The organism is Pseudomonas sp. S8 (genome assembly GCF_050473925.1).
Lineage (GTDB): Bacteria > Pseudomonadota > Gammaproteobacteria > Pseudomonadales > Pseudomonadaceae > Aquipseudomonas > Aquipseudomonas parakoreensis.
In genome coordinates, this window is record NZ_JBFDVZ010000016.1 from 5178547 (window position 1) to 5202690 (window position 24144).

Below are 24144 nucleotides of genomic sequence, written 5' to 3' on the forward strand. Positions count from 1 at the left end.
TCATCTGTCGCGCGTTGCGGCCTATTCTTATCACCAGAATCACTGCTCGGTAACACAGTCCACTGCGGCCCGCCCAATCAGGCCCGCCGCGGCCGCCACCCCCACCGGGGATGTGCCGGCCCCCGAGCTGCACACTGTCCAGAAGACGGCGTGAGGTGAGCCGACGTCAAAAGCGTCGAGCCAGGACGAAGTTCTCTAAAGGGAGGCCGACGGGTCTCCCTTTTTCTTGTCTGCGATTTTTGTGCCTCGATGTACGGCTTCCCTCAATAAATAAGTTTCGTGACTGATAACCTGTCGCAGAACCCGGTGTGCGTATTCCCGGTCTTAGCTACAAGCCCTCTTAATACCCGCAGTGAGGAAAAGCATGAAGTCGCGCATCTGGCGTCTGGCCGGTGTTGGTTTGCTGTGTGTGAGCGTCGGAGCCCAAGCGCTGGCCGACGAGCCACAGAATCGTGGCCCCGAGAATAACGGGCACGGCGGTGAGCATCAGGGCAATCAGGGGCATGGCGGCGAGCGTCAGCCCCATGGGCAAAACAATCCGCCGCCGCAAAATCCGCCGCGGCCGCAGAACAGCGAGATCATTCGCGGCGACAACAGCCGCCAATTCGAGCACAACGGTCAGCCGCACAATAACGGCCAATGGCAGAACCAGAACCGCGCGCCCAATCAGCCTGCACCGGTTCATCAGGCGCCACCGCCACCGGCGAACAACCTGCCGATCCAGCCACGTCCCGACACCGTGCGCCAGACTCAGGAACCGCGTCAGGGCTACTACCGCGACGAGCGTCCGCAGAATGGTTACCACAACCAGCAATGGCAAACCGGCAACCGGCCCGATGACAATCGCTGGCCGGGTCGCCCGGACGGGCATGGCAACGGTTGGGGCCCTGGCCCGCAATACCGTCCGGGGCATGTGATCGACCGCTTCCCGGATCGTGAATATCGCGTGCCGTATCGCGGTCAGGATTACTTCTATTCCGGCGGCTACTGGTATCGCCCGCAAGGCCCGCGCTACATCGTCGTGCAGCCGCCACGCGGGATTCGTATTCAGTACCTGCCGGACTACGCCCGTGAAGTGTGGATCGGCGGTGCGCTGCTGTTCCTCGCTGCCGGTTCCTACTATGCGTATCAGGAAGCCACCCAGGATTACGTCGTAGTCGAACCCCCGGTGCAGCAACCGCCGCAACCGCAGCCACAATCCCAGGGCTATGACGTCGAGGCTTATCCGGCCAACGGGCAGTCGCCGGAACAGGTGCAGCAGGACGGTTATCAGTGCTACCAATACGCTGTGCAGCAGAGCGGTTTCGACCCGCGTACCGCGACCTATCAACCAGCGCCTGAAGTGGTGCAGGCTTACCGTCAGGCTCAGGGCAATTGCCTGAGCAGTCGCGGTTATCAGGTGTCTTACTGAAGCCGGGTCTGCGCCCGTTCAGCCCTGACCACTTCCTGCGGGTCGGCGTGCACCAGCACCTCGGCTCGCGGGTAGGCGGCGTGAATCGCATCCGCCGCCTGATCGCTGATGCCGTGGGCCACTGACAACGTCAGCTCTCCCGGCAACTCCAGATGCAACTGCACGAACCAGTGGTTACCCGAAATCCGCGTGCGCAGATCATGTGCACCCAGCACGCCGGGTACGCCGCAGGCCAGTTCGAGCATGTGCTGACTGACATCGGTCGGCAGCTCCTCATCCATCAGCACCGAAAAACTTTCCCGGGCGATCTGGATCGCACTCCACAGAATGTACCCGGCAATCCCCAGACCGAACCAAGCATCGAGCTGATGAAAGCCCATGCCGGCGAGAACCAGCGCGATCAGAATGCTGCCGTTGAGCAGCATGTCCGAGCGGTAGTGCAGCGAGTCGGCGCGCACGGCGTTGGAGCCGGTCTGCTTGATCACCCGGTGTTGCAGCATCAGCAACGCCGCGGTCAGCAACAGCGAGAAAACGATCACACCGATACTCAGCCACGGTGCGCCCAACGGCTCCGGTTGCTTGATGCGCTCATACGCCTGAAACGCAATCAGCACCGCACTGCCACCGATGAACAGCGCCTGCGCCATGCCCGCCAGCGATTCAGCCTTGCCGTGGCCGTAACGGTGATCGTCATCGGCCGGGCGCAGTGCGTAATGCACCGCCAGCAGATTGAGCAGCGAAGTGACGCCATCCAGCGCCGAGTCCGTGAGGCCGGCGAGCATGCTCACCGAACCGCTCAGCCACCAGGCGATGGCTTTGGCGATGATCAGCGTGCAGGCCACCGCTACCGAGGCGCGGGTTGCCAGCCGCAGCAGGCGGGCGTGTTCGGGGCTGGTGGTCATGAGTGCAGAAATTCCTTATGGATCAGGCGGCGGGTTGCAGGCCGAACATGGCCAGTTGCTGGGTGCTGCCCTTGTGCTGGATCAGGCGTGGATCGTCCAGCGGCAGGTTGCGGCCCAGTTCAGTTTCGAGAATAGCCTGCAACTTGAGGTTATCGACCTGGCCGTCCGGGCCGATCGCTTGTTTGAGTTTCGCCGGATCGACCTGCGCCGTGTGGCCCGGTTCGAAATAGATCGCGCCCGTGGTGAAGTCGACCGCGAAAGCGATCAGCCCGGGAATGACGTAGAACAGCAGGCCGACGGCGTCGAGTACGGCAATCGCCGGGTCGATCTTGCCGTCGATCTGACCGCGACGATCCGGATAGAAAATCGAACCGCAGGCCGTGAGTTGAGTGAGCAGGGTGGCGACCAGTACACCGCCGATCAGGCGAGAAGGTAAGCGCATGGAAAATCTCCTGAGTCATCTATTAACGAAGCTTCGTCTTGTGAAGTTAAGACCCTGACGAACGCTTGGCAGTTCGCCGTTATACTCGGCCCTCAGTTTGGGAGCCAGCATGATTTCTTTGCCGATCGATGAAGTTTTACCCGCCTTGCGTGAAGCCTTGGCGACACGCCACGAAGCCGTGCTCGAAGCACCGCCCGGCGCCGGTAAAACCACCCGCGTGCCTTTGGCCTTGCTCAATGAAGTCTGGCTGGCCGGGCAGACCATTCTGATGCTCGAGCCGCGCCGTCTCGCCGCGCGTGCAGCCGCAGAACGTCTGGCCAGCGAACTGGGCGAGAAGGTGGGTGAAACCGTCGGCTATCGCATCCGTCTCGACAGCAAGGTCGGCCCCGACACCCGCATCGAAGTGGTCACCGAAGGTATTCTCACCCGGCGTCTGCAGGATGATCCGGCGCTGGAAGGCGTCGGTCTGCTGATCTTCGACGAATTTCACGAACGCAGCCTTGATGCCGATCTGGCTTTGGCTCTGAGTTTGAACGGTCGTGAACTGTTCCGCGCTGAACAGCCGCTGAAGATTCTGCTGATGTCCGCCACGCTGGAAGGCGAGCGTCTGGCCGGGTTGCTGGATGACGCGCCGATCCTGCGCAGCGAAGGGCGCATGTACCCGGTGACGATGCGCTGGGGGCGGCCGTTCCAGCCTGGCGAATACATCGACCAGCGCGTGACCCAGACCGTCCTCGAAGCCCTGCACGATGAAACCGGCAGCCTGCTGGTGTTCCTTCCGGGGCAGGCGGAAATCCGTCGTGTGCATCAGCAACTGAGCGATGCCATCGGTGAGCGTAAAGATGTCTTGCTCTGCCCGCTGCACGGCGAACTGGACCTCAACGCCCAGCGCGCCGCCATCGACCCGGCGCCGGCCGGCCAACGCAAAGTGGTGCTGGCGACCAACATTGCCGAAACCAGTCTGACCATCAACGGCGTGCGGGTGGTGATCGACGCCGGGCTGGCGCGGGTGCCGCGTTTCGACCCGGGCAGCGGCATGACCCGTCTCGATACGCAGCGTATTTCCAGGGCCAGCGCCACCCAGCGTGTGGGCCGGGCCGGACGTCTGGAACCGGGCGTGTGTTATCGCCTGTGGTCGCAGGATCAGCACGAGCAACTCGCCGCTTACGGCAGTGCGGAAATTCTGTCGGCGGATCTGGCGGGTCTGGCGCTGCAACTCGGACGTTGGGGCGTCACCCCGGGCGAACTGGTCTGGCTCGATATTCCGCCGGCAGCAGCCTATGCACAGGCGCAGGATTTGTTGCAGCGCCTGGGCGCACTTGAAGGCGAGGCGCTGACCGCGCACGGTCAGGCCATGGCTGAATTGCCGGCACATCCGCGTATCGCTCATCTGTTGCTGCGCGGCCAGGCACTGGGGCTGGCGCAGATGGCGTGCGATGTCGCGGCACTGCTAGGCGAACGCGATATTTTGCGCGGCGCCGGGGCGGATCTGCACAGCCGCCTGGTGCTGCTCTCTGGCGAGGAGCGCGCATCGCGTGGTGCTCAGGGCGGCGTGCAACGTGCGCGGCAACTGGCGCGGCAGTATCGCGGTTACCTGCGCGGCAAGGCCAGCGAGCCCGTCAGCGATCCCGATCATCCGCGCTGGCTTGGCGCATTGCTGGCGCTGGCCTATCCGGATCGCGTCGCCCAACAGCGGCGTGCCGGTGGCGCCGAATATCGGCTGGCCAATGGTCGCGCTGCGCTGTTCGCCGAAGCCGACAGCCTGATGAAGGAAGCGTGGATTGTGATCGCCGACCTCGGCAGTCGTCAGGGGCAGCGCGAGGAGCGGATTTACCTGGCGGCGGATTTCGATCCGACGCTGTTCGACTCGGTGCTCGCCGAGCAAGTGCGTGCCGTCGATCAACTGGACTGGGACGAGCGCGAAGGCGTGCTGCGCGCCGAGCGTCAGCGCAAGGTTGGCGAACTGATCCTCAGCCGCGAACCGTTGACCGGGCTTGACGAAGCGGCGCGCAGTCAGGCGCTGGTCAATCTGGTACGGCGCAAAGGTCTGGAGCTGCTGCCGTGGACACCGGAATTGCGTCAGTGGCAGGCGCGAGTCGCGTTGTTGCGGCAATTGGATCTGGCGACACAGGCCGACAGCCAATGGCCGGATGTCAGCGACGCGACGTTGCTCAAAACCCTGGAGGCATGGCTCATGCCCTATCTGGGCAAAGTCTCGCGACTGAGTCATTTCGCCAATCTGGACCTGTCGAGCATCGTGCGCAGTCTGCTGCCGTGGCCATTGCCGCAGAAGCTTGATGAGCTGGCGCCGCATCACATCAGTGTGCCGTCGGGGTCATCGATTCGTCTGGACTACAGCGAGTCGCCGCCGATTCTCGCGGTGCGTTTGCAAGAGCTGTTCGGCCTCGCCGAGACGCCGCGAATCGCCGGCGGGCGGCAAGTGGTCAAGCTCCACCTATTGTCCCCGGCGCGGCGGCCGGTGCAGGTGACGCAGGATCTGGCCAACTTCTGGCGCAGCACCTATGCCGAGGTGAAAAAGGATCTGAAGGGGCGGTATCCGAAGCATTATTGGCCGGATGATCCGCTGGTGGCCGAGGCCACGGCGCGGATCAAACCGCGCAAGTGAGCCTTTGCCCGGGGTTGATCAGGCCTCGCCGTAGAGGCTTTGCGCAGCACGGCGGCGGTGCTTGATGTTGTGGCAGACCCACACCAGCGTGATCCACAGCGGAATCGCGTAGACCGCCATCCGGTTGACGGGGTCCATCAGCATGACCGCCATGATGAACACCATGAAGGCCAGACAGACATAGTTACCGTAGGGGTACCACAGCGCCTTGAACCGTGGTATCTGCCGGGTCTCGTTCAGGTGCCGGCGAAATTTGCCGTGGGCCAGGCTGATCATCGCCCAGTTGATCAGCAGCGTCGCCACCACCAGCGATAGCAGTATTTCGAGGGCCTGCTGCGGGATCACGTAGTTCAGCACCACCGCCATCAAAGTCACTGCAGCCGTTGCGAGGATCGAGCGCACAGGAACCCCGCGCGAGTCGATCTTGACCAGGCTTTGTGGCGCGTCACCCTGCCGGGCCAGACCGAGCAGGATCCGGCTGTTGCAATAGGTGCCGCTGTTATAGACCGACAACGCCGCGGTAAGGACCACGAAGTTGAGAATGTGCGCGGCGGTATTGCTGTCGAGCATTGACCACACACGTACGAAGGGGCTGCCGCTGTAGGTATCGCCAGAGGCATTGAGTGACGTCAGCAGGCTGTCCCACGGCATCAATGACAACAGCACAACGAGTACGCCGATGTAGAAAATCAGGATACGGTAGATCACCTGATTGATTGCCTTGGGGATCACGCGACGAGGGTTTTGCGCTTCGGCGGCGGTAAAACCGAGCATCTCCAGCCCGCCAAAGGACAGCATGATGACCGCCATGGACATGGCCAGGCCGGCCATCCCGTGGGGGAAAAAGCCGCCGTGTTGCCACAGGTTACTCAGCGATGCCTGCGGCCCTCCGTTACCGCTGACCAGCAGGTAGCTGCCCATGGCGATCATCCCGATCACCGCCAACACCTTGATGATGGCGAACCAGAATTCCGCCTCGCCGAACACTTTGACGTTGATCAGGTTGAGCGCATTGATCAGCACAAAAAACACCGCAGCCGATACCCAGATCGGTATCTCGGGCCACCAGTAATGCACGTATTTGCCGACGGCTGTCAGTTCGGACATGCCGACCAGGGTGTACAGCATCCAGCAGTTCCATCCCGACAGGAAACCGGCGAATGCGCCCCAATACTTGTGGGCGAAATGGCTGAAAGAGCCGGCAACCGGCTCTTCAACGATCATCTCGCCCAGTTGTCGCATGATCATGAAGGCGATGAAGCCGCAAATGGCGTAACCGAGGATCATCGAGGGCCCGGCAGACTTGAGTGCGCCCGCCGAGCCCAGGAATAACCCCGTGCCAACGGCGCCTCCCAGTGCGATCAATTGGATGTGTCGATTTTTCAGGCTGCGTTGCAGTTGACCTGAGTGCGCATGGAGTCCGCTCATGAGAAAGGGTACTCGCAAGGTTGCTTGAGTGTTTGCAAGACACTTGCGCGGGGCGAGGCGGGCCGATGCAGTGACGCGACGGTGCCAACAGTGGGGGACAGGTAATTCTCCACAGTCATATGGTTTCTGTTCCTTCAGATTATTTCTATTTTTATCAATCAGTTAGATCGAGTTTTCAGCTTGGTTACGCGCGATTTGGTGCGCGCTCCATGGAAAAATCTATTGGAAGAAACATATTTCTATCTGTTGAATTTGTAAATGGGGGATGGTATCTAATGCATCGCACAGGGACATGCCAACGATTCCAGGGACTGAGGAGTGATGACGGTGACGGGGTGCAATGCACTAGGGACATTCGATTTTGTGGTCGGCGCCGAGGCCGATCCGGCGGGCTATTTTTCAGCGGCGGCGCAGGACATTCGGGCACAGCTGCTGAGTGAAGGCGCGGTGCTCATTCGCGGTGCCACGCCGTGCAGGGATCCCGAGGTGTTTGAACGGGCCATCGGTGCGCTGGGGTTTCACACGCGCGATTACGTCGGCGGCAGCTCTCCACGCTCGACGATCCAGGGCAAGGTCATGGAAGCGACGCGCACCCCGCCCGACTGGTCGGTGATCCTTCATCAGGAAATGGCCTATGTACAACATCCGCCCGAAATCATCGCTTTCGTGTGTGTCGAGCCTGCGGAGCGCGGCGGTGAATCCGTGGTCGGGGACATGCGCAAACTGGAGCAGTTGATTGATCGCGCCACCCTGCAGCAACTGACCGATCGCGGGCTCAAGTTGCGCCGCACGCTGCCCGGCGAGGCGCGGGTGAATCTCAAGCCCGGGGTGAAAAAAAGCTGGCAGGAGACGTTCTCCACTTCCAGCACCGCCGAGGCAGAAGTGCTGTGCCGGACACGCGGTTGGGACTTCGAATGGAGTGGCGGCGACCTGATCCTCTGGCAGGACTGTATCGCCCCGATGCGCCGACACCCGCGCAAAGCGGCGGACATCTGGTGCAATCAGGCGCACTTCTGGGGCGCGGCCGCGATGATCGAATGGGCGCGTATCGACGGTCGTGAACAGGACGCCAGTGAATTGGCCGAGGCGCTGCGCAACACGCCGCAACTGTTGGAGGCCATGTGTTTCGGTGACGGCGAACCACTGCCGCAAGACCTGACGCTGGAGTTGTTCCACACCGTCAGACGTCTGGAACAGGATGTCGATCTGCGGGCGGGCGATATTTTGCTGCTCGACAATTTCCAGTATGCCCACGGCCGGCGCGCCTTTTCCGGCAACAGGACCATCAACGTGATCATCGCCGATTGGGCGGATGATCAGCCACACGCAGCTCAGGGATGAAAAGATGACGATTCAGGAAAGAAACTTCACGTCGGATAGCACGTTTGTACTGACCCCCGGCGTGGATGTCAGTCTCAAGGACTTGATCAGGTATTCCCGGCCCGGGGCAAAAGTGGTCGCTTCGCAAGCCACCCGGCAACGGGTTCAGGCATCGCGAGACGCCCTGGAAAATCTCGTTGCACAAGGCGCGGTGATTTATGGGGTGAACACCGGGATGGGTGGTTTCGTTGACCATCTGGTGCCCATCGACAAAGCCCACGAGCTTCAATCGAACCTGATTCAGGGCGTCTCGACCAACGTTGCCGAGCGGTTCCCGGACAGTGTGACGCGAGCCACCATGTTTGCGCGGATCGTATCGCTGTCCCGTGGCAACTCGGCACTCTCGCTGGAAAATTTCGACCGCTATATCGCCATTTACAACGCCGGCCTGATCCCGGAAATCCCGAGCAAGGGTTCGTTGGGGACCAGTGGCGACCTGGGGCCGCTGGCGGCGGTTGCGCGGATGCTGACCGGGGACGGTCATGCCTACCTCGACGGTGCCCGGATTCCGGCGGCGCAAGCGCTCGAGCAATTGGGCCTGGCGCCGCTGCACCTGAGTTACAAGGAAGGGCTGGCGCTGATCAATGGCACCTCCTGCATGGTCGCGGTGGCAGCGATGAATGTGGTTGAAGCCCGGGAACTGCTCGAGCAATACACGTCGATTTCGGCCTTCTCGTTTGAAGCGCTGCAGGCTCGGGTGCGTCCTTTTCATCCGGATGTTCACCAGTTGAAACCGCACCTGGGCCAGCAAAAAATTGCCGAGGCCATCTGGGCTGATCTGCAAGGCTCGGAACTGGCGATTGACGATCTTGAACTCTCTTCGCAGTTGAGCGCCCTGCGCACCGACCAGGTACGCCAGGAAGACATGCCCATCGAAGATGCCTATTCCATTCGCTGCACGCCGCAAATCCTCGGGCCAGTGCTGGAGACCATCGAATTTGTCGAGCGCGTGGTCGGCAACGAACTGAACTCGTCCAACGACAACCCGTTGATCACCCCTGAAAACGGCGAGGTTTTTCACAATGGCCATTTTCACGGGCAATACATTGCTTCGGCCATGGACTACCTGACGATCTCCATCATCACCCTGTGCAATCTTTCGGATCGGCGGATCGATCGCTTCCTGACCAAAGCCAACAGCAATGGCCTGCCGTCATTCCTGTGCGCGGAAAACGGTGGCCTGCGTTTCGGCCTCATGGGCGGGCAATTCATGTCGGCGTCGCTGACGGCAGAAAACCGTTCGCTGGCCACCCCCGTCTCGATCCAGACCCTGACCACCACAGGTGATTTCCAGGACGTGGTTTCCTTCGGCCTGGTCGCCGCGCGCCGGGTGACCGAAGTGCTGCAGAACACGCGTTACGTCCTCGCGTTTGAGCTGATCTGTGCAGCCCAGGCCGCCGATATCCGTGGCAACGCCAGACTCGGGCCGAAAGGCCGCGCCTGGCATGCGCGGGTGCGTGAACACATTCCGTATCTGGATCGGGATGTGGCGTTAACCGCTTACCTGGAAGCGCTCGTTACCCAGGTTCTGGGAGGGCACAGCCGATGAGTTCGTCGGGAAAGAGTGACCTGTTGGCAACAGCCATCACTGAGCCGGTCCGGCTGCATGCCAACGAAAATCCGCTGGGTGCATCGGGCCTGGCCCTGCAGCTGTGCGCCTCGATGCCGACGCTGCTCAGCGAATACCCCGAAGTCACTTACAAGTCTCTGCGCCTGGCAATCGGCGAGCGCTGGCGCGTTGATCCCGAGCGCGTCGTGGTGGGCGCCGGTTCGGACGAACTGATCGACATTGCGTTGCGTAGCCTGTTGAAGCCCGGCAGTCGCATCGTGACGCAGCAGCACTGCTTCAAGATGTACAAAATCCGGGCCGCGTTGCTGGGGGCCGACTACAGCGAGATGACCCCGGATGCCAGCGGCGACTATGAGGCGGCATTGCAGCTCGCTCTTGAGCAAAAGCCCGACGTCGTGGTGCTGGTCAATCCGTCCAATCCATTGGGCGACTATCTGTTGCCCTCGCAGCTGTTATCGCTGGTGGCACTGATTCCACCCGGCACGACCGTCATCATCGACGAAGCGTACGCAGAGTTTGCGCCGGATCGGGAAAACACGGCTGGTATTCAGATCGTCAACAGCCGGGAAAACGCGATATGCCTGCGCACGTTTTCCAAGGCCTACGGCATTGCCGGCCTGCGCCTTGGCTGGGCTTACGCGAGCGGCGATCAGGTGCCTGCGCTGCAAGCGCGGCGTGCGCCGTACAACGTCAGTTCGTTTTCCGCCCTGGCAGGCGAATACGTCCTGCAGGACGGCGATCATCTGGACAACACGGCGGCGTATTGTCAGGCGTGGGGGCAGGAGCTCGTGAGCCTGTTCAAGTCTCACGGCATTGAAGCCAGAAGCCGCTACGTCAATTTTGTTTTCGTCGAATGCGTCACCGCGCCACGCTGCCAGGATTTGCATCAGCATCTGGAGAGGGAAGGTTTCCTGACGTCCCGGTTGACCGACTATGGTCTTGAGACGTGTCTGCGAATCTCCTTCGGCAACCAGGCGCAGATGACCCGGTTGCGCGCTGTACTGAAGCAAAAACTGCAAACCATGGAACTTGCCTGAGGCCAGCAGGGCAGGGAGCCTTCGGCGATTGCCCAGGGCTTCCAGGGCAAGATCAGGAAACCTTGACTGAGGTAAAAATGAGCCAGACGCTGACGTTGTTTCACGCTGAACCCTACTTGAAGCAACTGGACTGCCGAGTTGATCGACTGGAGCGCGACGACGCCGGCCTGCCTTTCGCACTCCTCGGCGAGACCGTGTTCTACCCCCAGGGAGGCGGGCAACTGGGCGATCGGGGGGTATTGAACATTCCGCTCGCGGGGGAGGGTGAGGTACTGCGCACGCTGGAGATCGTCGCGACGAAAAAACGGGACGATCAGATCAGGCATTACCTGAGCATCGACGACGAAACGTTCGCAGACCTGCAGACGCGGGTGAGCGACCAGCAGGCGACCGCCACGCTGGATTGGCCATTGCGATATCATCAGATGCGGGTTCATTCGGCGATGCATTTGATTCATTGCATGCTCGAGCGGACGCTCGGGCGAGCGATTGCGCATCCGGTTCGTTCGCCGTTGAGCGACGAGGGTGGCGAGAACCAATACGAGTTTGTCGGTGAGTTCGACGAAGACAGTCTGAGGCGCGCAACAGATGCCTTGAACGAGTTTTGCTCTGCAAGTCATGAGATTCGTACGGAAGCGGATACCCGCCAGGGACAGGGATTTCGTTGGTGGCAATGCGAAGACTGGTCAATCCCCTGTGGGGGCGTTCATGTGCGTAATACGCAAGAAATAGGCGTGGTGACTTCCAGTATGAAGATCAAGAAAAACACGACCAGAGTGCTTGTCACTCTGTCGGCAGAGGCGGAAGAGCTTGGATAGCAAACGTGCGTTTGGCGCATTTCTCATGCAGTTTCGAATCGACGCGGGGCATCTGAAGATCTCCACGTTTCTCGACGAGGTCAATATTCCGTTCTCGGCCAATTACTACCGCGACGTCGAGGCCGGAAGGAAATACCTGAGTATCGATGCTGCCGTCGAACTGCATGATCACCTTGGCATCGATGCGGCCAGCAAAGCCAGTTTTGATTATTTCTGGCACTACTTCAGGGATTTGTTGCCGGCGGACGTCCACGAAATGTTGTTCGGCAAAGGCGTCGAGGTGACCGATCTCTCTTCGCGCCTGGAACTGCGCGAACACGACTCCAGAATCTTGCGCCGGGCCCTGAGCCTGAGTCGCTACGAGCGTGAGTTCATTGTCACCGAAGAGGTGATCGCCGCGTTCGAGGCGCAATTCGACCTGCTGCCATTGATGACGTATCTGTACATGGTCGACAGCGCCTCAGTGGCGGAGATTCAGCTGGTGTGCCAGCAGATCGGTCTGGCTTATGACCGGGACACTGAAGCGTTCCTGAACCTGGTGTCCAAGCCGCGCGCAACGCCGGATGACCCGTTTGTCCGGCATGCACCCACGTTGAGGATGCCCAGGACCGTGGATGCGTTGAAGTTGAAGGATCAGTTCCTGCGCCATGAAGTGGACCGGTCGCTGCTCAAGCCGGAGAAGAGCGAATACTTCGATGTTTCAGGCTCTTTCAAATACAGCTCGATGGTGACGCTCAAGGACGCCGAAATAGAACAGATTCAGGACCGTCTGGTGGACCTGTTCTCGGTCATCGAAGTGCATAACAAGTCTGGTCGTCAGCTGGAGGATTCAGGCGCACAGCCTTATTTCTTCGGGCTGGTGGTTTCCGGGCGTCCGGAGTACGACGGGCGCGCGGCCCGCGTCGGTGAAAAAGACGAGGAGTGAACAGCTGCCGGGCGCTTCGCCGCTTCTGTGTGGCATGGCCCGGCAAAAACCAACCGTTCACAGGAGTGCGCGGACAGTACAGAAAACGGGGCGCAGAACCGCAACCCGGCCGTCATCAGTCAGAACAGGGATGAGATGAATGAATGCTCCAGTCGTAGAAAAACTCCGTCAGTTGTTCGGCGAACGCTTGAGGCTCGAACAGGGAATCCGGCAACAGTTCTGCCAGGCGCCTCCCGGCATCGAGCTGAGTCCCCCCGATGCGGTAGTGACCGTTCGCAGCGAAGACGAAATCATTCAGGTCGTGAAGCTTTGCCGTGAGTACGGTGTGGCGCTGATCCCGTCGGGTGCGCGTTCGTCCCTCGAAGGGCAGATCAATGCGCCACAGGGTGGCGTCTGCGTCGACTGCTCGGAAATGAACGCGATTGTCGATGTGAACGTCACCGACATGACCGCCACGGTTCAGCCGGGCGTTACCCGCGAGCAACTCAACAGCCACTTGCGTGAGACCGGACTGTTCTTTTCCGTCGATCCTGGCGCCAACGCTTCCATGGGCGGAATGGCGGCGACCCGTGCATCGGGGACCAACTCGGTGCGTTACGGGACCATGGCCGGGAATGTCAAAGCCGCACGCTGGATCATGGCGGACGGCTCGGTCGCCGCCATTGGTTCCCGCGCGCCCAAATCGGCCATGGGTCTGGATCTGCTGGCGATTGCCATCGGTTCAGAGGGCACTCTGGGCATCTTCAGCGAACTGCAAGTGCGCCTGCATCCGGTGCCCGAGGCCATTGTTGCCGGTGTCTGTTCGTTCGACTCGGTGGATAACGCGGTACAGACGGTGGCCAGTGCCCTGGGCCAAGGACTCTCGATCGCCCGGATCGAGCTGCTGGATGCCACGGCGGTGCGTGCGTGCAATGCCTATTCTGCGGCACTGGGGCTGGTGGAAACGCCGCATCTGTTTCTGGAGTTCCACGGCGACCGGTCGACGGTCGCCAGCAGTGTCGAGCTGTTCAAGGATTGCGCCGGTGAGTACGGCGGGCAGGTCAGGATCTCCGAGCGCCTTGAAGAACGCACGGCCCTGTGGAAAGCCCGACATGACGCCTGGTGGGCCTTTCACGCTTTCTACAAAGGCCGCAAGGGGCTGGCCACCGATGTCTGTGTCCCGTTGTCCTGTCTGAGTGCCTGCATCAGCGCCACGGCCGCCGACATTGCTGCCTCCGGTCTTGATGCGCCGCTTATCGGCCATGTCGGTGACGGTAATTTTCACCTGCTGATCATGCTCGATGAAGGTGAAGACGAAAGTGCGGACATTCAGGCGTTCCTCAGCCGGCTGTCGAGTCGCGCGTTGTCGTTCGGCGGCACCGTCAGCGGCGAGCACGGGGTAGGGCAGGGAAAACTGAAGTGGATGTCGGCGCAACACGGCGCAGCGCTGCAGTTCATGAGGGCCATCAAATCGGCCCTGGATCCGGACAACCTGTTCAACCCCGGCAAGATGTATCAATCGTTACGGGTTGACGCTCGATAACTGTCGATTTTTTGTTTTTAAGGATGGATGTGAAAGGTATGGATCATATTTTGATAGTGGGCATCAACAAGGTCTCCATCAAGTACGTGTGCGAGGCGATCCGCGGTGCGGGCTTCGAACCGATACTGTCCGTTGATCCCTCGGGTTTTCATGGCGCGGCGAAAAACGTGTTCGAAGGGGTCACCTGCATTCCTGCCTTTACCGACAGGGTCGCGCTGTCCGCTTACCTGAACGCCCATCCCGCACTGGTTGGCGTGATTCGCAGCATCACGACATTCTTTGACGAGTTGTTCCCGGTCGTATCCGCGATTGCCGAAGAATTCGGCTTCAAGGCGCCGCCTGAGGTGTTTGCCCGGCTGTCCTCCAAGGGCTTCGTCGGCCACTTGATCCCGGAACATGTGCCCGCCGAGACCTGTGTGTCGCTGAGCGATGGCGACGTGGTCATTCCCTGGCTGACACCCGGGCAACAAAACGATGTGGTGCTCAAACCCTCGGTCGGCTCTGGCGCGGTGGCCACCACCCTGCTCTCGATTGCACCGGACGCTGACCCTGGCGCAGTGATCCGCGCCGCCATCCTGAACAGCGGAATCGACGACCCGCAAGACACTGCCTGGATTGTCCAGGCGCATTGCACGGGTGATCTCGTCAGCCTGGAAGGCTTTGCCCAGGAGGGGCGGGTGGTCTTCCTCGGACTGTCCAGGCGCGACCGAGTGGGATTCACGGAAGTCGCCAACCAGTTCCCGGCCGACGCCCGCATGGCCTTGCCCGTGCGTGCGAAAATCGAGAAGGCGGTCCGCGATCTGATTGCCCGTTCAGGGTTCGACAATGGCTTCTTCCATTGCGAGTTCATTGCGAACGACGCCACGGCTTATCTGATCGATGCCAACATGGGGCGCCTGGGCGGCGCGAGTATCGTTGAACAGATTGCGCTGGCCTACGATCTGGCGCCAGCGACTGTCCTGCAACACGTGGCGCTGCTGCCACTGGGCTTGCTGGAGGCTGCGCTTCAATACCAGCCGGTCGAATCTTGCCGCCAGACCCTGAGCTACTGGTACTGCCTGGATCACGAAGCCGTCGTGCATGACTGGGAGATTCCGCCGATGGCTTCCATTCACACGCCCATTGCCAACGTCGGCAGCGTGATCCAGCCCATCGGCACGTCCGACTACGCCTGGGTCGGCATGCTCACCGGCTATGCCGATGTCGTTGCGCGCGAGATTGGCCAGGTACGTGTCCTGACCGATCGCGGCCCTAGAAGCCCGGTCTTCAAATGATTTACTTCGTCCGGTTTCTTTCGTCCGCGGCCTGGAGCTGTTTCTATCCGTTCATGGCCATTTGGCTCAATGCGTCCGTGGGCCTCAGTACCAGTGCGGCGGGGGTCGTTGTCGGGTTCGCGATTGTCTCCAACCGCATCGGCGCATTGGCTTTTCAGGGCATGCTGGACAAGGTCGAGCGACGCCGGGAAATAGCCCTGGCCTTGTTCTGTGTGGCGGTGGCGGCGCTATTGATGCTGGTCACCGCCGCGATGGGCATTACCAACGTGTTGATCTGGGTCGTACTGGTTGTGGTGTTCGGTGTCTCCAATTCGATTGCCACGATCTCGCAGATTTCCTACATCGTGCAGTACTTTCGCGAGGGCGAGCACGAACGCGTGCTCTCTTACGAGAATGTTGCGGCGAACGCAGGGGCCGGGGTCGCGCCGTTCGTGGCGTCGTTGATTCTTGCCGGCACCGGTTACTGGTTTGTCGCCCTGCCGCTGTTGTTGGGCGTGCTGGCCACGGCTTCCACGCGGCTGATTCCGCAGGTGGCGCGTAGTGCAGGCGTGGCGTTTGCCGCGCGTGCTTCCACGCTGGGCGAAACCGAGGCATCGCCCAAAGTGGTGGCGTTCATGGCGATCAACTTTCTGACCATGATCGGCTATGCGCAGTTTTATTACGTGTTCCCTACCTATGCCACCGAGCGCTTTTCCAGTGAACTGGTCGGCGTGCTGTTTCTGGTGGCCAGCGGGATCATCATCTTCAGCCAGGTTTACGTGACCTCATTCGCGCAGCGTGTCTCACGATTGTGGCGGGTCATCGTTTCCAACCTGTTGATCGGCGCGGGCTGCCTGCTGTTGATCATTTCGTCACAGGCGCAGGCGATCCTGTTTGTCGTGGTGGTGTTTATCGTGATCGGCGAGATGATCTGCGGCCCGCTGTACCAGGCTCAGGCCGTGAAGATCTGGCGCGGACGCAGTTCCGTGGCGATGGCCGTGCAGACCTGTGTCTGGGGCGCTGCCGAAGCTACCGCCGCCGTGCTCGGCCTGCTGGCAGTGGCCAACGAGCTGAGCTTCATGTCGTTTCTGTTGGGGTTTGCTGCCTGCGTCATCGCCGCCGTGGGCGCCTGGGTATCGATTGCGCTCAAACGCCCGTTGATCGGCATCGACGTGGAACAGCGCTCAGTCCCGGTTTCCTGATGGCTCGGTGCGGCAGGCAGCGGTCTTGGCGGTCAACTGTTCGCGACAATAGTCGGCGAACAGCTGTGCCGGTTTGGTCAGTTGCCCGCGCTTGAGCCACGCGGCGACCAGACCTGAGCCGGTGACGTCTTCGACGATGTCCACGCACACCACTTTCTTGCCGTCATAGGTGCATTCCGAGTGGGGCCGGGTCACCAGGATCGAGAAACCGAAACCCTGCCCGACCATGCCCCTGACCATCTCGATCGACGGCGAGCTGAACTCGATGCGCGGGGTCAGGCCCAGTTCTTCGAACAGGCTGACGAAGTAGGTTCGGCTTGGCTGCACGTCGAGCAGAATCATCGGCTCCAGACACAGATCGCGCAGCGACACTTGCTTGTACTGGGCGAAACGGTGGTCGGCCGGTAATAGCGCATACGGCCGTTGCGCCGGCATCAGCGGCTCGGTCTGGATGGTGGCATCGAGTTCGTGTTCATAGAGGATCGCCAGGTCGAAACTGCCCGAGGTCAGGCCTTGCACCAGTTCCTGTTGCTCGCCGTCGCGGATGCGGATTTTCACGCCCGGATACAGCGCGGAAAACCCGGCGATCAATTGCGGCAGGTACAGCGGCGCGACGGTTTCGAAGCAGCCGATGTCGATCTGCCCGGCGACGATGTCGTTGTCGGCGAGGGCGTTCTGCTCGAACTCCCGGGCCATGCGCAACAGCTCCTGCGCCTTGCGAAAGAACCGTGCACCGCTCGGCGTCAGGGATACGCCCTGAGCGTGATGGCGGATCAGCAGCTGCACCGCGAAGCTGTCTTCCAGACCTTTGATCGCCGTAGAGATCGCTGGTTGTGCGATGTACAGCTTGCGCGAGGCTTCGGCAACGCTGCCGCATTCGACGGTGGTGATGAAGTATTTCAACTGACGCAAATTGTAGGCGGCCACGGCAAACCTCAGGACGAGCGGACTCGACTTCCAAGCAATTTGTGCGCCGCCGCGTCCGCTGCGCGACGTTGTTTTTATCCTTGAACCTTAGTCATCCACAGCGGTTTTGGGGAAACCGATTGAGCAGTTTTTTCATTGCCTGCGAAGACATTTTTACTAATTTTCGCCCGTCCGGGCCTGCGCCACCATCGACTGCACAATAACGTCCAAGGAGCATTCGACGTGTTCGAACTTGCAGAGTGGCAGCGCCAGGCCGGTGCCTTGAAGTTTCCCGATCGAGCCGTGATCAACGGCCAGCACTGCACCGCGCAATCGGGGCAGACGTTCGCCGCGATCAACCCCGCCACCGGCCAGTTGCTGGCCAATGTCGCGGCCTGTGGCGAGGCGGATGTGGACGTGGCGGTGCGTAACGCGCGACACGTGTTCGAGGCTGGCAGCTGGGCGCAACGCCCGCCCGTCGAGCGCAAGCAAGTGCTGCTGCGCCTGGCCGAGCTGTTGATGGAACATCGTCAGGAGCTGGCCCTGCTCGACTCGCTGAACATGGGCAAACCGGTGATGGACGCCTACAACATTGATGTGCCGGGCGCCGCCGGGGTGTTTCGCTGGTACGCCGAAAGCCTCGACAAACTCTACGACCAGATCGCCCCCGGCGCCGCCAATGTGCTGGCGACCATCACCCGTGAAGCACTGGGCGTGGTGGCTGCCGTGGTGCCGTGGAATTTTCCGTTGGACATGGCCGCGTGGAAGCTTGCGCCAGCGCTGGCAGCGGGTAATTCGGTGATCCTCAAACCGGCCGAGCAATCACCGTTTTCGGCATTGCGTCTGGCTGAGCTGGCACTGGAAGCGGGCCTGCCACCGGGCGTGCTCAACGTGTTGCCGGGTCTTGGCGAGCAGACCGGCAAAGCCTTGGGCCTGCACGCGGATGTCGATTGTCTGGTGTTCACCGGCTCGACGCAGGTCGGCAAATATTTCATGCAGTATTCGGCGCAATCCAACCTCAAACAGGTGTGGCTGGAGTGCGGCGGCAAGAGTGCCAATCTGCTGTTCGCTGATTGCCGAGATCTGGACCTGGCGGCGGAAAAAGCCGCGTTCGGGATATTCTTCAATCAGGGCGAAGTGTGTTCGGCCAACTCGCGACTGTTGGTCGAGCGTTCGATTCATGATGCGTTTGTCGAGCGCCTCAAAGCCCAGGCTGAACGCTGGCTGCCGGGCGATCCGCTCGACCCGCAAAGCCGTGCCGGAGCGATCGTCGATCAGCGGCAGACGGCGAGCATCATGCGCGCCATCCGTGAGGCCGAGCAGGCGGGTGCGAGCCTGGTATGTGGCGGTCAGCAACGGCGCTTCAACGGCTCGGACAACTTCATCGAACCGACGATTTTCACCGGCGTGAGTGCCGACATGGCGTTGTTTCGCGAAGAGGTGTTCGGCCCTGTGCTGGCGGTGGTGCCGTTCGATGATGAAGACGCGGCGGTGCGCCTGGCCAACGACAGTGTGTACGGGCTGGCGGCGTCGCTGTGGACCGATGATCTGCATCGTGCGCACCGCGTGGCGCGAAGGCTGCGGGCGGGCACGGTATCGGTCAATACCGTCGATGCGCTGGACGTGACCGTGCCGTTCGGCGGCGGCAGGCAATCGGGCTTCGGCCGCGACCTGTCGCTGCACTCGTTCGACAAATACACCCAGCTGAAAACCACCTGGTTTCAGTTGCGCTGAGACCGCGTAGACCCTATCGCTGGCAAGCCAGCTCCCACAGGTTTTGTGGTGTCCACCCATTCCGGGTACACCAACGATTACTGTGGGAGCTGGCTTGCCAGCGATGGCATTCCCCCAGGCAGTGAAAATTCCTGGCTTGCACCGACCGTGAGCATCCCCGCAAACCCCGCGCTTTTGCGGTGCACGCTAAGCAGTTTTTTCATCATTTGCTGCCAACAATTTCCTGATTTTCCTCAGCCCGCACATGGGCCACCATCGATCTTGCCAGCCCGGTGGTTCACGCCAGAGTCCAGCAGAGACCGCAGCGTGGATTCACATCATTGGTGCTGGCCGTACTGCCCATGACAAAACTAAATCAACAGCGTCGGGAGTGCTCCATGATCAAGTCCTTGTGTCTCCGTCTCACCCATCCACTGGCGATCACCGCCCTGGCGGCCACGGTCGCGACCGGCGCGCAGGCCGGTACCTTGTCCATCGGCCATACCACCTGGGTGGGTTATGGCACGCTGTATCTGGCTCAGGACCTGGGCTACTTCAAGGAAAACGGCCTTACCGTCGAGTTGCCGGTGGTCGAGGAAGCTTCGATGTACATGGCCGCACAGGCTTCCGGACAACTCTCCGGTTCGGCCTCGACCATCGACGAAGTGCTCAAGTACCGTCCGCAGTTCTGCTTCAAAGCCGTGGCGGCGCTGGATGACAGCCATGGTGGCGACGGCGTGCTGGTGGGCAAGGACGTGAAGTCGTTGCAGGAACTCAAGGGCCAGGCCGTGGCCGTCAACGAAGGTTCGACCTCGCAGTTCTGGCTCTCCTATCTGCTGAAGAAGAACGGCATGAAAATGAGCGACATCACCGTGCAGAACATGACTGCCGACGATGCTGCCACCGCGTTCATTGCCGGTCGCGTGCCGGCCGCCGTGACTTGGGAACCGCACCTGTCGATGGTGCGCGACAAGCAGCAGGGCAAAGTGCTGATCGACAGCAGCAGCACGCCCGGGGTGATTGTCGATGTCGTGGCGCTCAACTGCACGGTGATCGAGAAGCAGCCCGAAGACGTCAAGGCGCTGGTCGCCGGTCTCTACAGGGCGGTGCAATACACCAAGGACCATCCACAGCAAGCCTACGAAATCATGGCCAAGGGCGTCGGCGGTTATCTGTCCGATCCGAAGGAACTGGCTGCTGCAGCGCAAGGCGTGCGTTTCTACGATCAGGCCATGAGCGAGAAGCTGCTGGGCAAGCCGGGCGCGCCGGGTGACAGCGCACCGCTGATCAAACTGGCCAACGAAACCGCCAGCGAATTGCAGGGCAAGCCCTATAACGTCAGTAACGACGATCTGGTGGATAACCGTTTCGTCAGCCCGCTCTAGGAGACTGGTCATGTTCAAGCGCAATTCATGGCTGAGTCGCTGCATCACACCGAAGACCGGCTTACCGGTGCCGGTGGTATGGAGTGCCAGTGGTCTGGCCTGGGTGTTGCTGGTCGGGCTGTGGGCCGGGCTGTCCTACGGCGGCATCGTCCCGGGGATGTTTCTGCCGACGCCCGGCGCGGTGGTTGAAGCCGCCGTGCGCCTTAGCCGCGACGGCACTCTTGGCACCCATGTGTGGGCCAGTGTCGAAGTGGTGATGGTCGGGTTCATCGTCTCGTCGCTGGTGGCGGTACCGCTGGGGTTGCTGATGGGCAGCTTTCGCATCGTCCAGGCGTTCCTCGAACCGTTGGTCAACTTCATCCGTTACCTGCCGGTGACCTCGTTCGTGCCACTGTTCATCCTGTGGATTGGCATCGGTCTGGAGCAGCGGGTATCGGTGATCATCTTCGGCGTGTTCTTCCAGCAACTGGTGATGATCGCGGATGTGTCCAAGGGCATCTCCAAGGACCTGATCAACGCCTCTTACACGCTCGGTTCCAACCGCCGCGACGCGGTGCTGCATGTGATCGCCCCGGCCTCGGTGCCCGGCGTGCTCGACACCTTGCGCGTGACCATGGGCTGGGCCTGGACCTATCTGGTGGTGGCCGAACTGGTCGCCGCGTCGAGTGGCCTCGGTTACCTGAGCCTGAAAGCCATGCGCGGTTTTCAGGTCGACGTGATTTTCCTCGCCATCGCGATCATCGGCCTGCTGGGGCTGGTCACCGATCAACTGTTCCGCTTTCTCCGCCTGAGGGTTGCCGCATGGGCTCAGTAACTGCCGCCAATCATCGCTTTACCGAATCGCGCGCTGCGGCGCCGCAAGCTGCCCCGCGCCTGCAAGTGGACAAGGTCAGCCTGCGCTACAAAAAGCCTGATGGCGGTACGTTCACGGCGCTGGAACAGGTGTCGTTCGAGGTGCCGGATCAGCAGTTCGCGGTGCTGGTCGGGCCGTCGGGTTGCGGCAAATCGAGCCTGTTGTACCTGACCGCCGGCCTCGCCGAGCCAACCTCCGGCGAGATCTACGTCGGCGGCCAGCAAGTGCAGGGCCCCGGTGCCGATCGCGGCATGGTGTTCCAGAGCTACACACTGTTTCCGTGGCTGACGGTGCGGCAGAACGTCGAGTTCGGCCTCAAGCGGCGTGGCATGCCGGCGGCGCGGCGCAAGGAAATTGTCGATTACTACGTCAACGAAGTCGGGCTTGCCGGGTTTGCTGACAATTACGCCAAGCAGCTCTCGGGCGGGATGATGCAGCGCGTGGCGATTGCCCGGGCGCTGGCCAACGACCCGCAGATTCTGCTGATGGACGAACCGTTCGGCGCCCTCGACAGCCAGACCCGCCTGCAAATGCAGCAGTTATTGTTGCGAGTGTGGGGCAACAGCAAGAAGACCGTGTTGTTCGTCACCCACGATATCGACGAGGCGATCCTGCTGGGCGACCGGGTCTATGTCATGGGCGCCAAACCGGGGCGGATCAAGCAGATCCTCGACGTGCCGATCGAGCGTCCGCGCTCACTGGACATGGTGATGGAGCGCTCGTTTATCGACATGAAGCGGGAGATTTTCGGCTTGCTGCATGACGACCTGGAAGAAGTCCATTGATCACATGAGTCCCCTGTAGGAGCTGCCGCAGGCTGCGATCTTTTGATCTTGTTTTTTGAAGATCAACAGATCGCAGCCTCGTTTCACTCGACAGCTCCTACAGGGGGCATTGGTGATCAGGGAGCAGCGGGCAGCAGGAACCGCGCAATCACCGGCAGATGATCGGAAATGCGCAAGGTATCGTCCTGGCGCACGCTCGCTTCGACCCGTTTGATCTTCGGGCTGTAGAACAGGTAGTCGACGGTGCGATCCGGACCGTTGAGGCCGGGGTCGTTGGGATAGTGGGTCAGCCAGTGGGCGCGGTCGATGCCGCTGGCCTCGTTGTTGGTCGGGATCATCGGGTACTTGTCCCACAACAGATGCAGGGCGCTGTCGACGGAGTAGGGCGTGCGCTGTTCAGCGGGCAGGCGTTGATACTGGCCCAGCGGCAACAGGTTGAAATCGCCGCCGATCAGCCACGCCAGGCCTTGGCTTTCGTACGTGTCGAGTACCTTGGCCACCGCCGTCACCTGCGCCTGCAAGGTCTCGTCGGGTTGGCTGGCGCGATCCAGATGGGTGTTGAACACCGTCAGTTGCCCGCCGTCACTCAGCGGCAGCTTGGTGGCGAGCAACGCATCCTTGGGGGCGAACTGGCGAGCAATGACATTCGCCGGCGGCACCGGTAATTGCAGGCGTTCGGCGTGTTCGATGCGGTAGCGGCTGAGGGTTGCCAATTGCCGGCCAACGCTGCCGAAAATGTGCGGGTCGGGAACGAAATCGGCCTTCCAGTCGAATGCGTGAGCGCTGCACGGGTAGAGGTCGGTGACCCGTTCCTGCAGCAACTTGAGCTGGTTCTGGTAATCACTGGCCTTGGCGCCGTCATCCAGTTCCTGCAGCAGCACCACGTCGGGCTGCTCGTCCCGGATCACCCGTGCCACCTCGTCGAGACTGAACGCCATGTCTTCCGGGGTTGGCGCTTCATCGGTGCCTTGGGCCAGATCGTTCCAGAACACGTAGCGCTTGCCCGCCAGGTACTGCACGTTCCAGGTCATGACTTTCAGTGCCTGCCCGGGCACCAGTGTCGGTGGGGTGCCGGTGCAGGTGACCGGCAAGGTTTCCCGCGCGCCGGGGCGCCAGGTCAGGCTGTAGATCAGCCCGCCGATCAAGGCGATGGCGAGCACGATCAACAATAGGGAGTAGCGCAGCAGACGGGGCATGGCTCGGCTTATCGCGTTACAAAAGTGCTTGCGAGCATACCCGACCGCAGACGCTTGGCCCAAGTCTCCTGAAGTCAGACTGCTCCGCTACGTTTGTCAGGCAATTCGCTGATCAGCATGAACAGGCGGAACAGCACCACGCTGGTGAACAGCTGCAGGAAGCTGTGCGCACTGTCGATCAATACCGCGATCAGGGGATTCTGCGGGTCGGGGTAGGCCGCCAGGGTTGCTCCCTTGAGCAGCCACAACGGCCCCATCACGCAGAGAATGCACAGCAGAATTCGCCAGAAATGCCCGCGGGTCAGACGCAGGCTTTCCTTCATCGCCTGCAGCGGTCCCATGCCACGCAGCACCAGCAGGTACTCACCAAATGCGAGCATGACCATCAACATCAAGCCTGGCAGGAAATACAACGACAGCCCCAGCAGAATCAGCAGGGTATTGAGCGCCGTGAGCAGGGCGAAACGCGGCCACAGACGCGCGGACATCGCCAGCAGGTCGACGGTGCGCGGGGCTTCGCCACGGGTGCGGGCGTCGAGGAACAGGATCAGCGCGGCGGTGTACAACGGATATACCAGCAGACCGACCACCACGCTGGCGGCGGAGAAACTGTCCGGGTCGGTGACATGGTCCACCACTTGCTGCAGCGCCGCCTCGAAGATCACCAGCGGCAGGCACAGCTGCACGATGCTGCCCAGGTGGCGTTTGAAAAAATACAGAGAGTCGCGCAGTACATCGAAGGCATTCATCAGTCGGTATCGCAGGTGGAAAACAGTGGCTCACTTTAACC

General features: G+C 61.2%; 20 protein-coding genes. 14 read left to right on the top strand and 6 right to left on the bottom strand.

Annotated elements, in window-relative coordinates:
* Positions 1 to 364: 364 nt before the first annotated feature.
* On the top strand, positions 365 to 1411 hold the full coding sequence (locus tag AB1J88_RS24540) for a DUF6515 family protein (RefSeq protein WP_430292142.1): 1047 nt from the start codon (positions 365 to 367) through the stop codon (positions 1409 to 1411).
* Here the strand turns inward: AB1J88_RS24540 and AB1J88_RS24545 are convergent.
* Both AB1J88_RS24545 and AB1J88_RS24550 read right to left on the bottom strand, forming a co-directional pair.
* Entirely contained in the window at positions 1405 to 2313 is a 909-nt protein-coding gene (locus AB1J88_RS24545; RefSeq protein ID WP_430292143.1) for a cation diffusion facilitator family transporter, read from the bottom strand. The genes AB1J88_RS24540 and AB1J88_RS24545 overlap by 7 nt on opposite strands.
* Before the next feature lie 22 nt (positions 2314 to 2335).
* The gene (locus AB1J88_RS24550; protein WP_025108718.1) at positions 2336 to 2755 is read right to left on the bottom strand and encodes a hypothetical protein; all 420 of its coding nucleotides are present in this window, start codon (positions 2753 to 2755) and stop codon (positions 2336 to 2338) included.
* A gap of 109 nt (positions 2756 to 2864) precedes the next feature.
* On the opposite strand from AB1J88_RS24550, the gene hrpB reads away from it, so the two are divergent.
* Entirely contained in the window at positions 2865 to 5381 is a 2517-nt protein-coding gene (hrpB, locus tag AB1J88_RS24555) for an ATP-dependent helicase HrpB (RefSeq protein WP_430292144.1), read from the top strand.
* An 18-nt stretch (positions 5382 to 5399) separates the two neighbouring features.
* Here hrpB and AB1J88_RS24560 read toward each other — a convergent pair whose 3' ends face one another.
* Positions 5400 to 6809, bottom strand: coding sequence for an amino acid permease (locus AB1J88_RS24560; protein ID WP_430292145.1), 1410 nt, complete (start codon positions 6807 to 6809; stop codon positions 5400 to 5402).
* Positions 6810 to 7130: 321 nt separating this feature from the next.
* Between AB1J88_RS24560 and AB1J88_RS24565 the strand changes: the two genes are divergently transcribed.
* The 8 genes from AB1J88_RS24565 to AB1J88_RS24600 all read left to right on the top strand — a co-directional run bounded on the left by AB1J88_RS24565 (position 7131) and on the right by AB1J88_RS24600 (position 16516).
* The gene (locus AB1J88_RS24565; protein ID WP_430292146.1) at positions 7131 to 8150 is read left to right on the top strand and encodes a TauD/TfdA family dioxygenase; all 1020 of its coding nucleotides are present in this window, start codon (positions 7131 to 7133) and stop codon (positions 8148 to 8150) included.
* Between the two features lie 4 nt (positions 8151 to 8154).
* Positions 8155 to 9738: a phenylalanine aminomutase (D-beta-phenylalanine forming) gene (locus tag AB1J88_RS24570; RefSeq protein ID WP_430292147.1), complete on the top strand. Its 1584-nt coding sequence runs from the start codon at positions 8155 to 8157 to the stop codon at positions 9736 to 9738.
* Positions 9735 to 10796: a pyridoxal phosphate-dependent aminotransferase gene (locus AB1J88_RS24575; protein ID WP_086792917.1), complete on the top strand. Its 1062-nt coding sequence runs from the start codon at positions 9735 to 9737 to the stop codon at positions 10794 to 10796. Before AB1J88_RS24570 ends, AB1J88_RS24575 begins: the two co-directional genes overlap by 4 nt.
* A 77-nt stretch (positions 10797 to 10873) precedes the next feature.
* Positions 10874 to 11614, top strand: coding sequence for an alanyl-tRNA editing protein (locus AB1J88_RS24580; RefSeq protein ID WP_430292148.1), 741 nt, complete (start codon positions 10874 to 10876; stop codon positions 11612 to 11614).
* 25 nt (positions 11615 to 11639) lie between these two features.
* Positions 11640 to 12539, top strand: a complete 900-nt coding sequence (locus tag AB1J88_RS24585) for a hypothetical protein (RefSeq protein WP_430292149.1) — start codon at positions 11640 to 11642, stop codon at positions 12537 to 12539.
* Positions 12540 to 12678: 139 nt separating this feature from the next.
* Entirely contained in the window at positions 12679 to 14061 is a 1383-nt protein-coding gene (locus AB1J88_RS24590; protein WP_047296761.1) for an FAD-binding oxidoreductase, read from the top strand.
* Positions 14062 to 14099: 38 nt separating this feature from the next.
* Positions 14100 to 15335 carry an ATP-grasp domain-containing protein gene (locus AB1J88_RS24595; protein ID WP_430292150.1) on the top strand — a complete coding sequence of 412 codons (1236 nt, stop codon included), beginning with the start codon at positions 14100 to 14102 and terminating at the stop codon, positions 15333 to 15335.
* Positions 15332 to 16516, top strand: a complete 1185-nt coding sequence (locus AB1J88_RS24600) for an MFS transporter (protein ID WP_430292151.1) — start codon at positions 15332 to 15334, stop codon at positions 16514 to 16516. Before AB1J88_RS24595 ends, AB1J88_RS24600 begins: the two co-directional genes overlap by 4 nt.
* Here AB1J88_RS24600 and AB1J88_RS24605 read toward each other — a convergent pair.
* Complete coding sequence (locus AB1J88_RS24605; RefSeq protein WP_145598329.1) at positions 16499 to 17443, bottom strand: LysR family transcriptional regulator; 945 nt, start codon at positions 17441 to 17443, stop codon at positions 16499 to 16501. The two genes, AB1J88_RS24600 and AB1J88_RS24605, sit on opposite strands and share 18 nt — an antisense overlap.
* A gap of 222 nt (positions 17444 to 17665) precedes the next feature.
* On the opposite strand from AB1J88_RS24605, the gene AB1J88_RS24610 reads away from it, so the two are divergent.
* The 4 genes from AB1J88_RS24610 to AB1J88_RS24625 all read left to right on the top strand — a co-directional run bounded on the left by AB1J88_RS24610 (position 17666) and on the right by AB1J88_RS24625 (position 22158).
* On the top strand, positions 17666 to 19156 hold the full coding sequence (locus AB1J88_RS24610) for an aldehyde dehydrogenase (protein ID WP_430292152.1): 1491 nt from the start codon (positions 17666 to 17668) through the stop codon (positions 19154 to 19156).
* A 377-nt stretch (positions 19157 to 19533) separates the two neighbouring features.
* Positions 19534 to 20520 (top strand): ABC transporter substrate-binding protein, encoded by a 987-nt coding sequence (locus tag AB1J88_RS24615; RefSeq protein ID WP_041065110.1) that lies wholly within the window; start codon positions 19534 to 19536, stop codon positions 20518 to 20520.
* A gap of 10 nt (positions 20521 to 20530) precedes the next feature.
* On the top strand, positions 20531 to 21334 hold the full coding sequence (locus AB1J88_RS24620) for an ABC transporter permease (protein WP_041065113.1): 804 nt from the start codon (positions 20531 to 20533) through the stop codon (positions 21332 to 21334).
* Positions 21322 to 22158, top strand: a complete 837-nt coding sequence (locus tag AB1J88_RS24625) for an ABC transporter ATP-binding protein (RefSeq protein ID WP_041065116.1) — start codon at positions 21322 to 21324, stop codon at positions 22156 to 22158. Before AB1J88_RS24620 ends, AB1J88_RS24625 begins: the two co-directional genes overlap by 13 nt.
* Before the next feature lie 116 nt (positions 22159 to 22274).
* On the opposite strand, the gene AB1J88_RS24630 is transcribed toward AB1J88_RS24625, so the two are convergent.
* The gene (locus tag AB1J88_RS24630) at positions 22275 to 23354 is read right to left on the bottom strand and encodes an endonuclease/exonuclease/phosphatase family protein (protein ID WP_430292153.1); all 1080 of its coding nucleotides are present in this window, start codon (positions 23352 to 23354) and stop codon (positions 22275 to 22277) included.
* A gap of 74 nt (positions 23355 to 23428) precedes the next feature.
* Positions 23429 to 24103: a YciC family protein gene (locus tag AB1J88_RS24635; protein WP_145598325.1), complete on the bottom strand. Its 675-nt coding sequence runs from the start codon at positions 24101 to 24103 to the stop codon at positions 23429 to 23431.
* Positions 24104 to 24144: the final 41 nt, after the last annotated feature.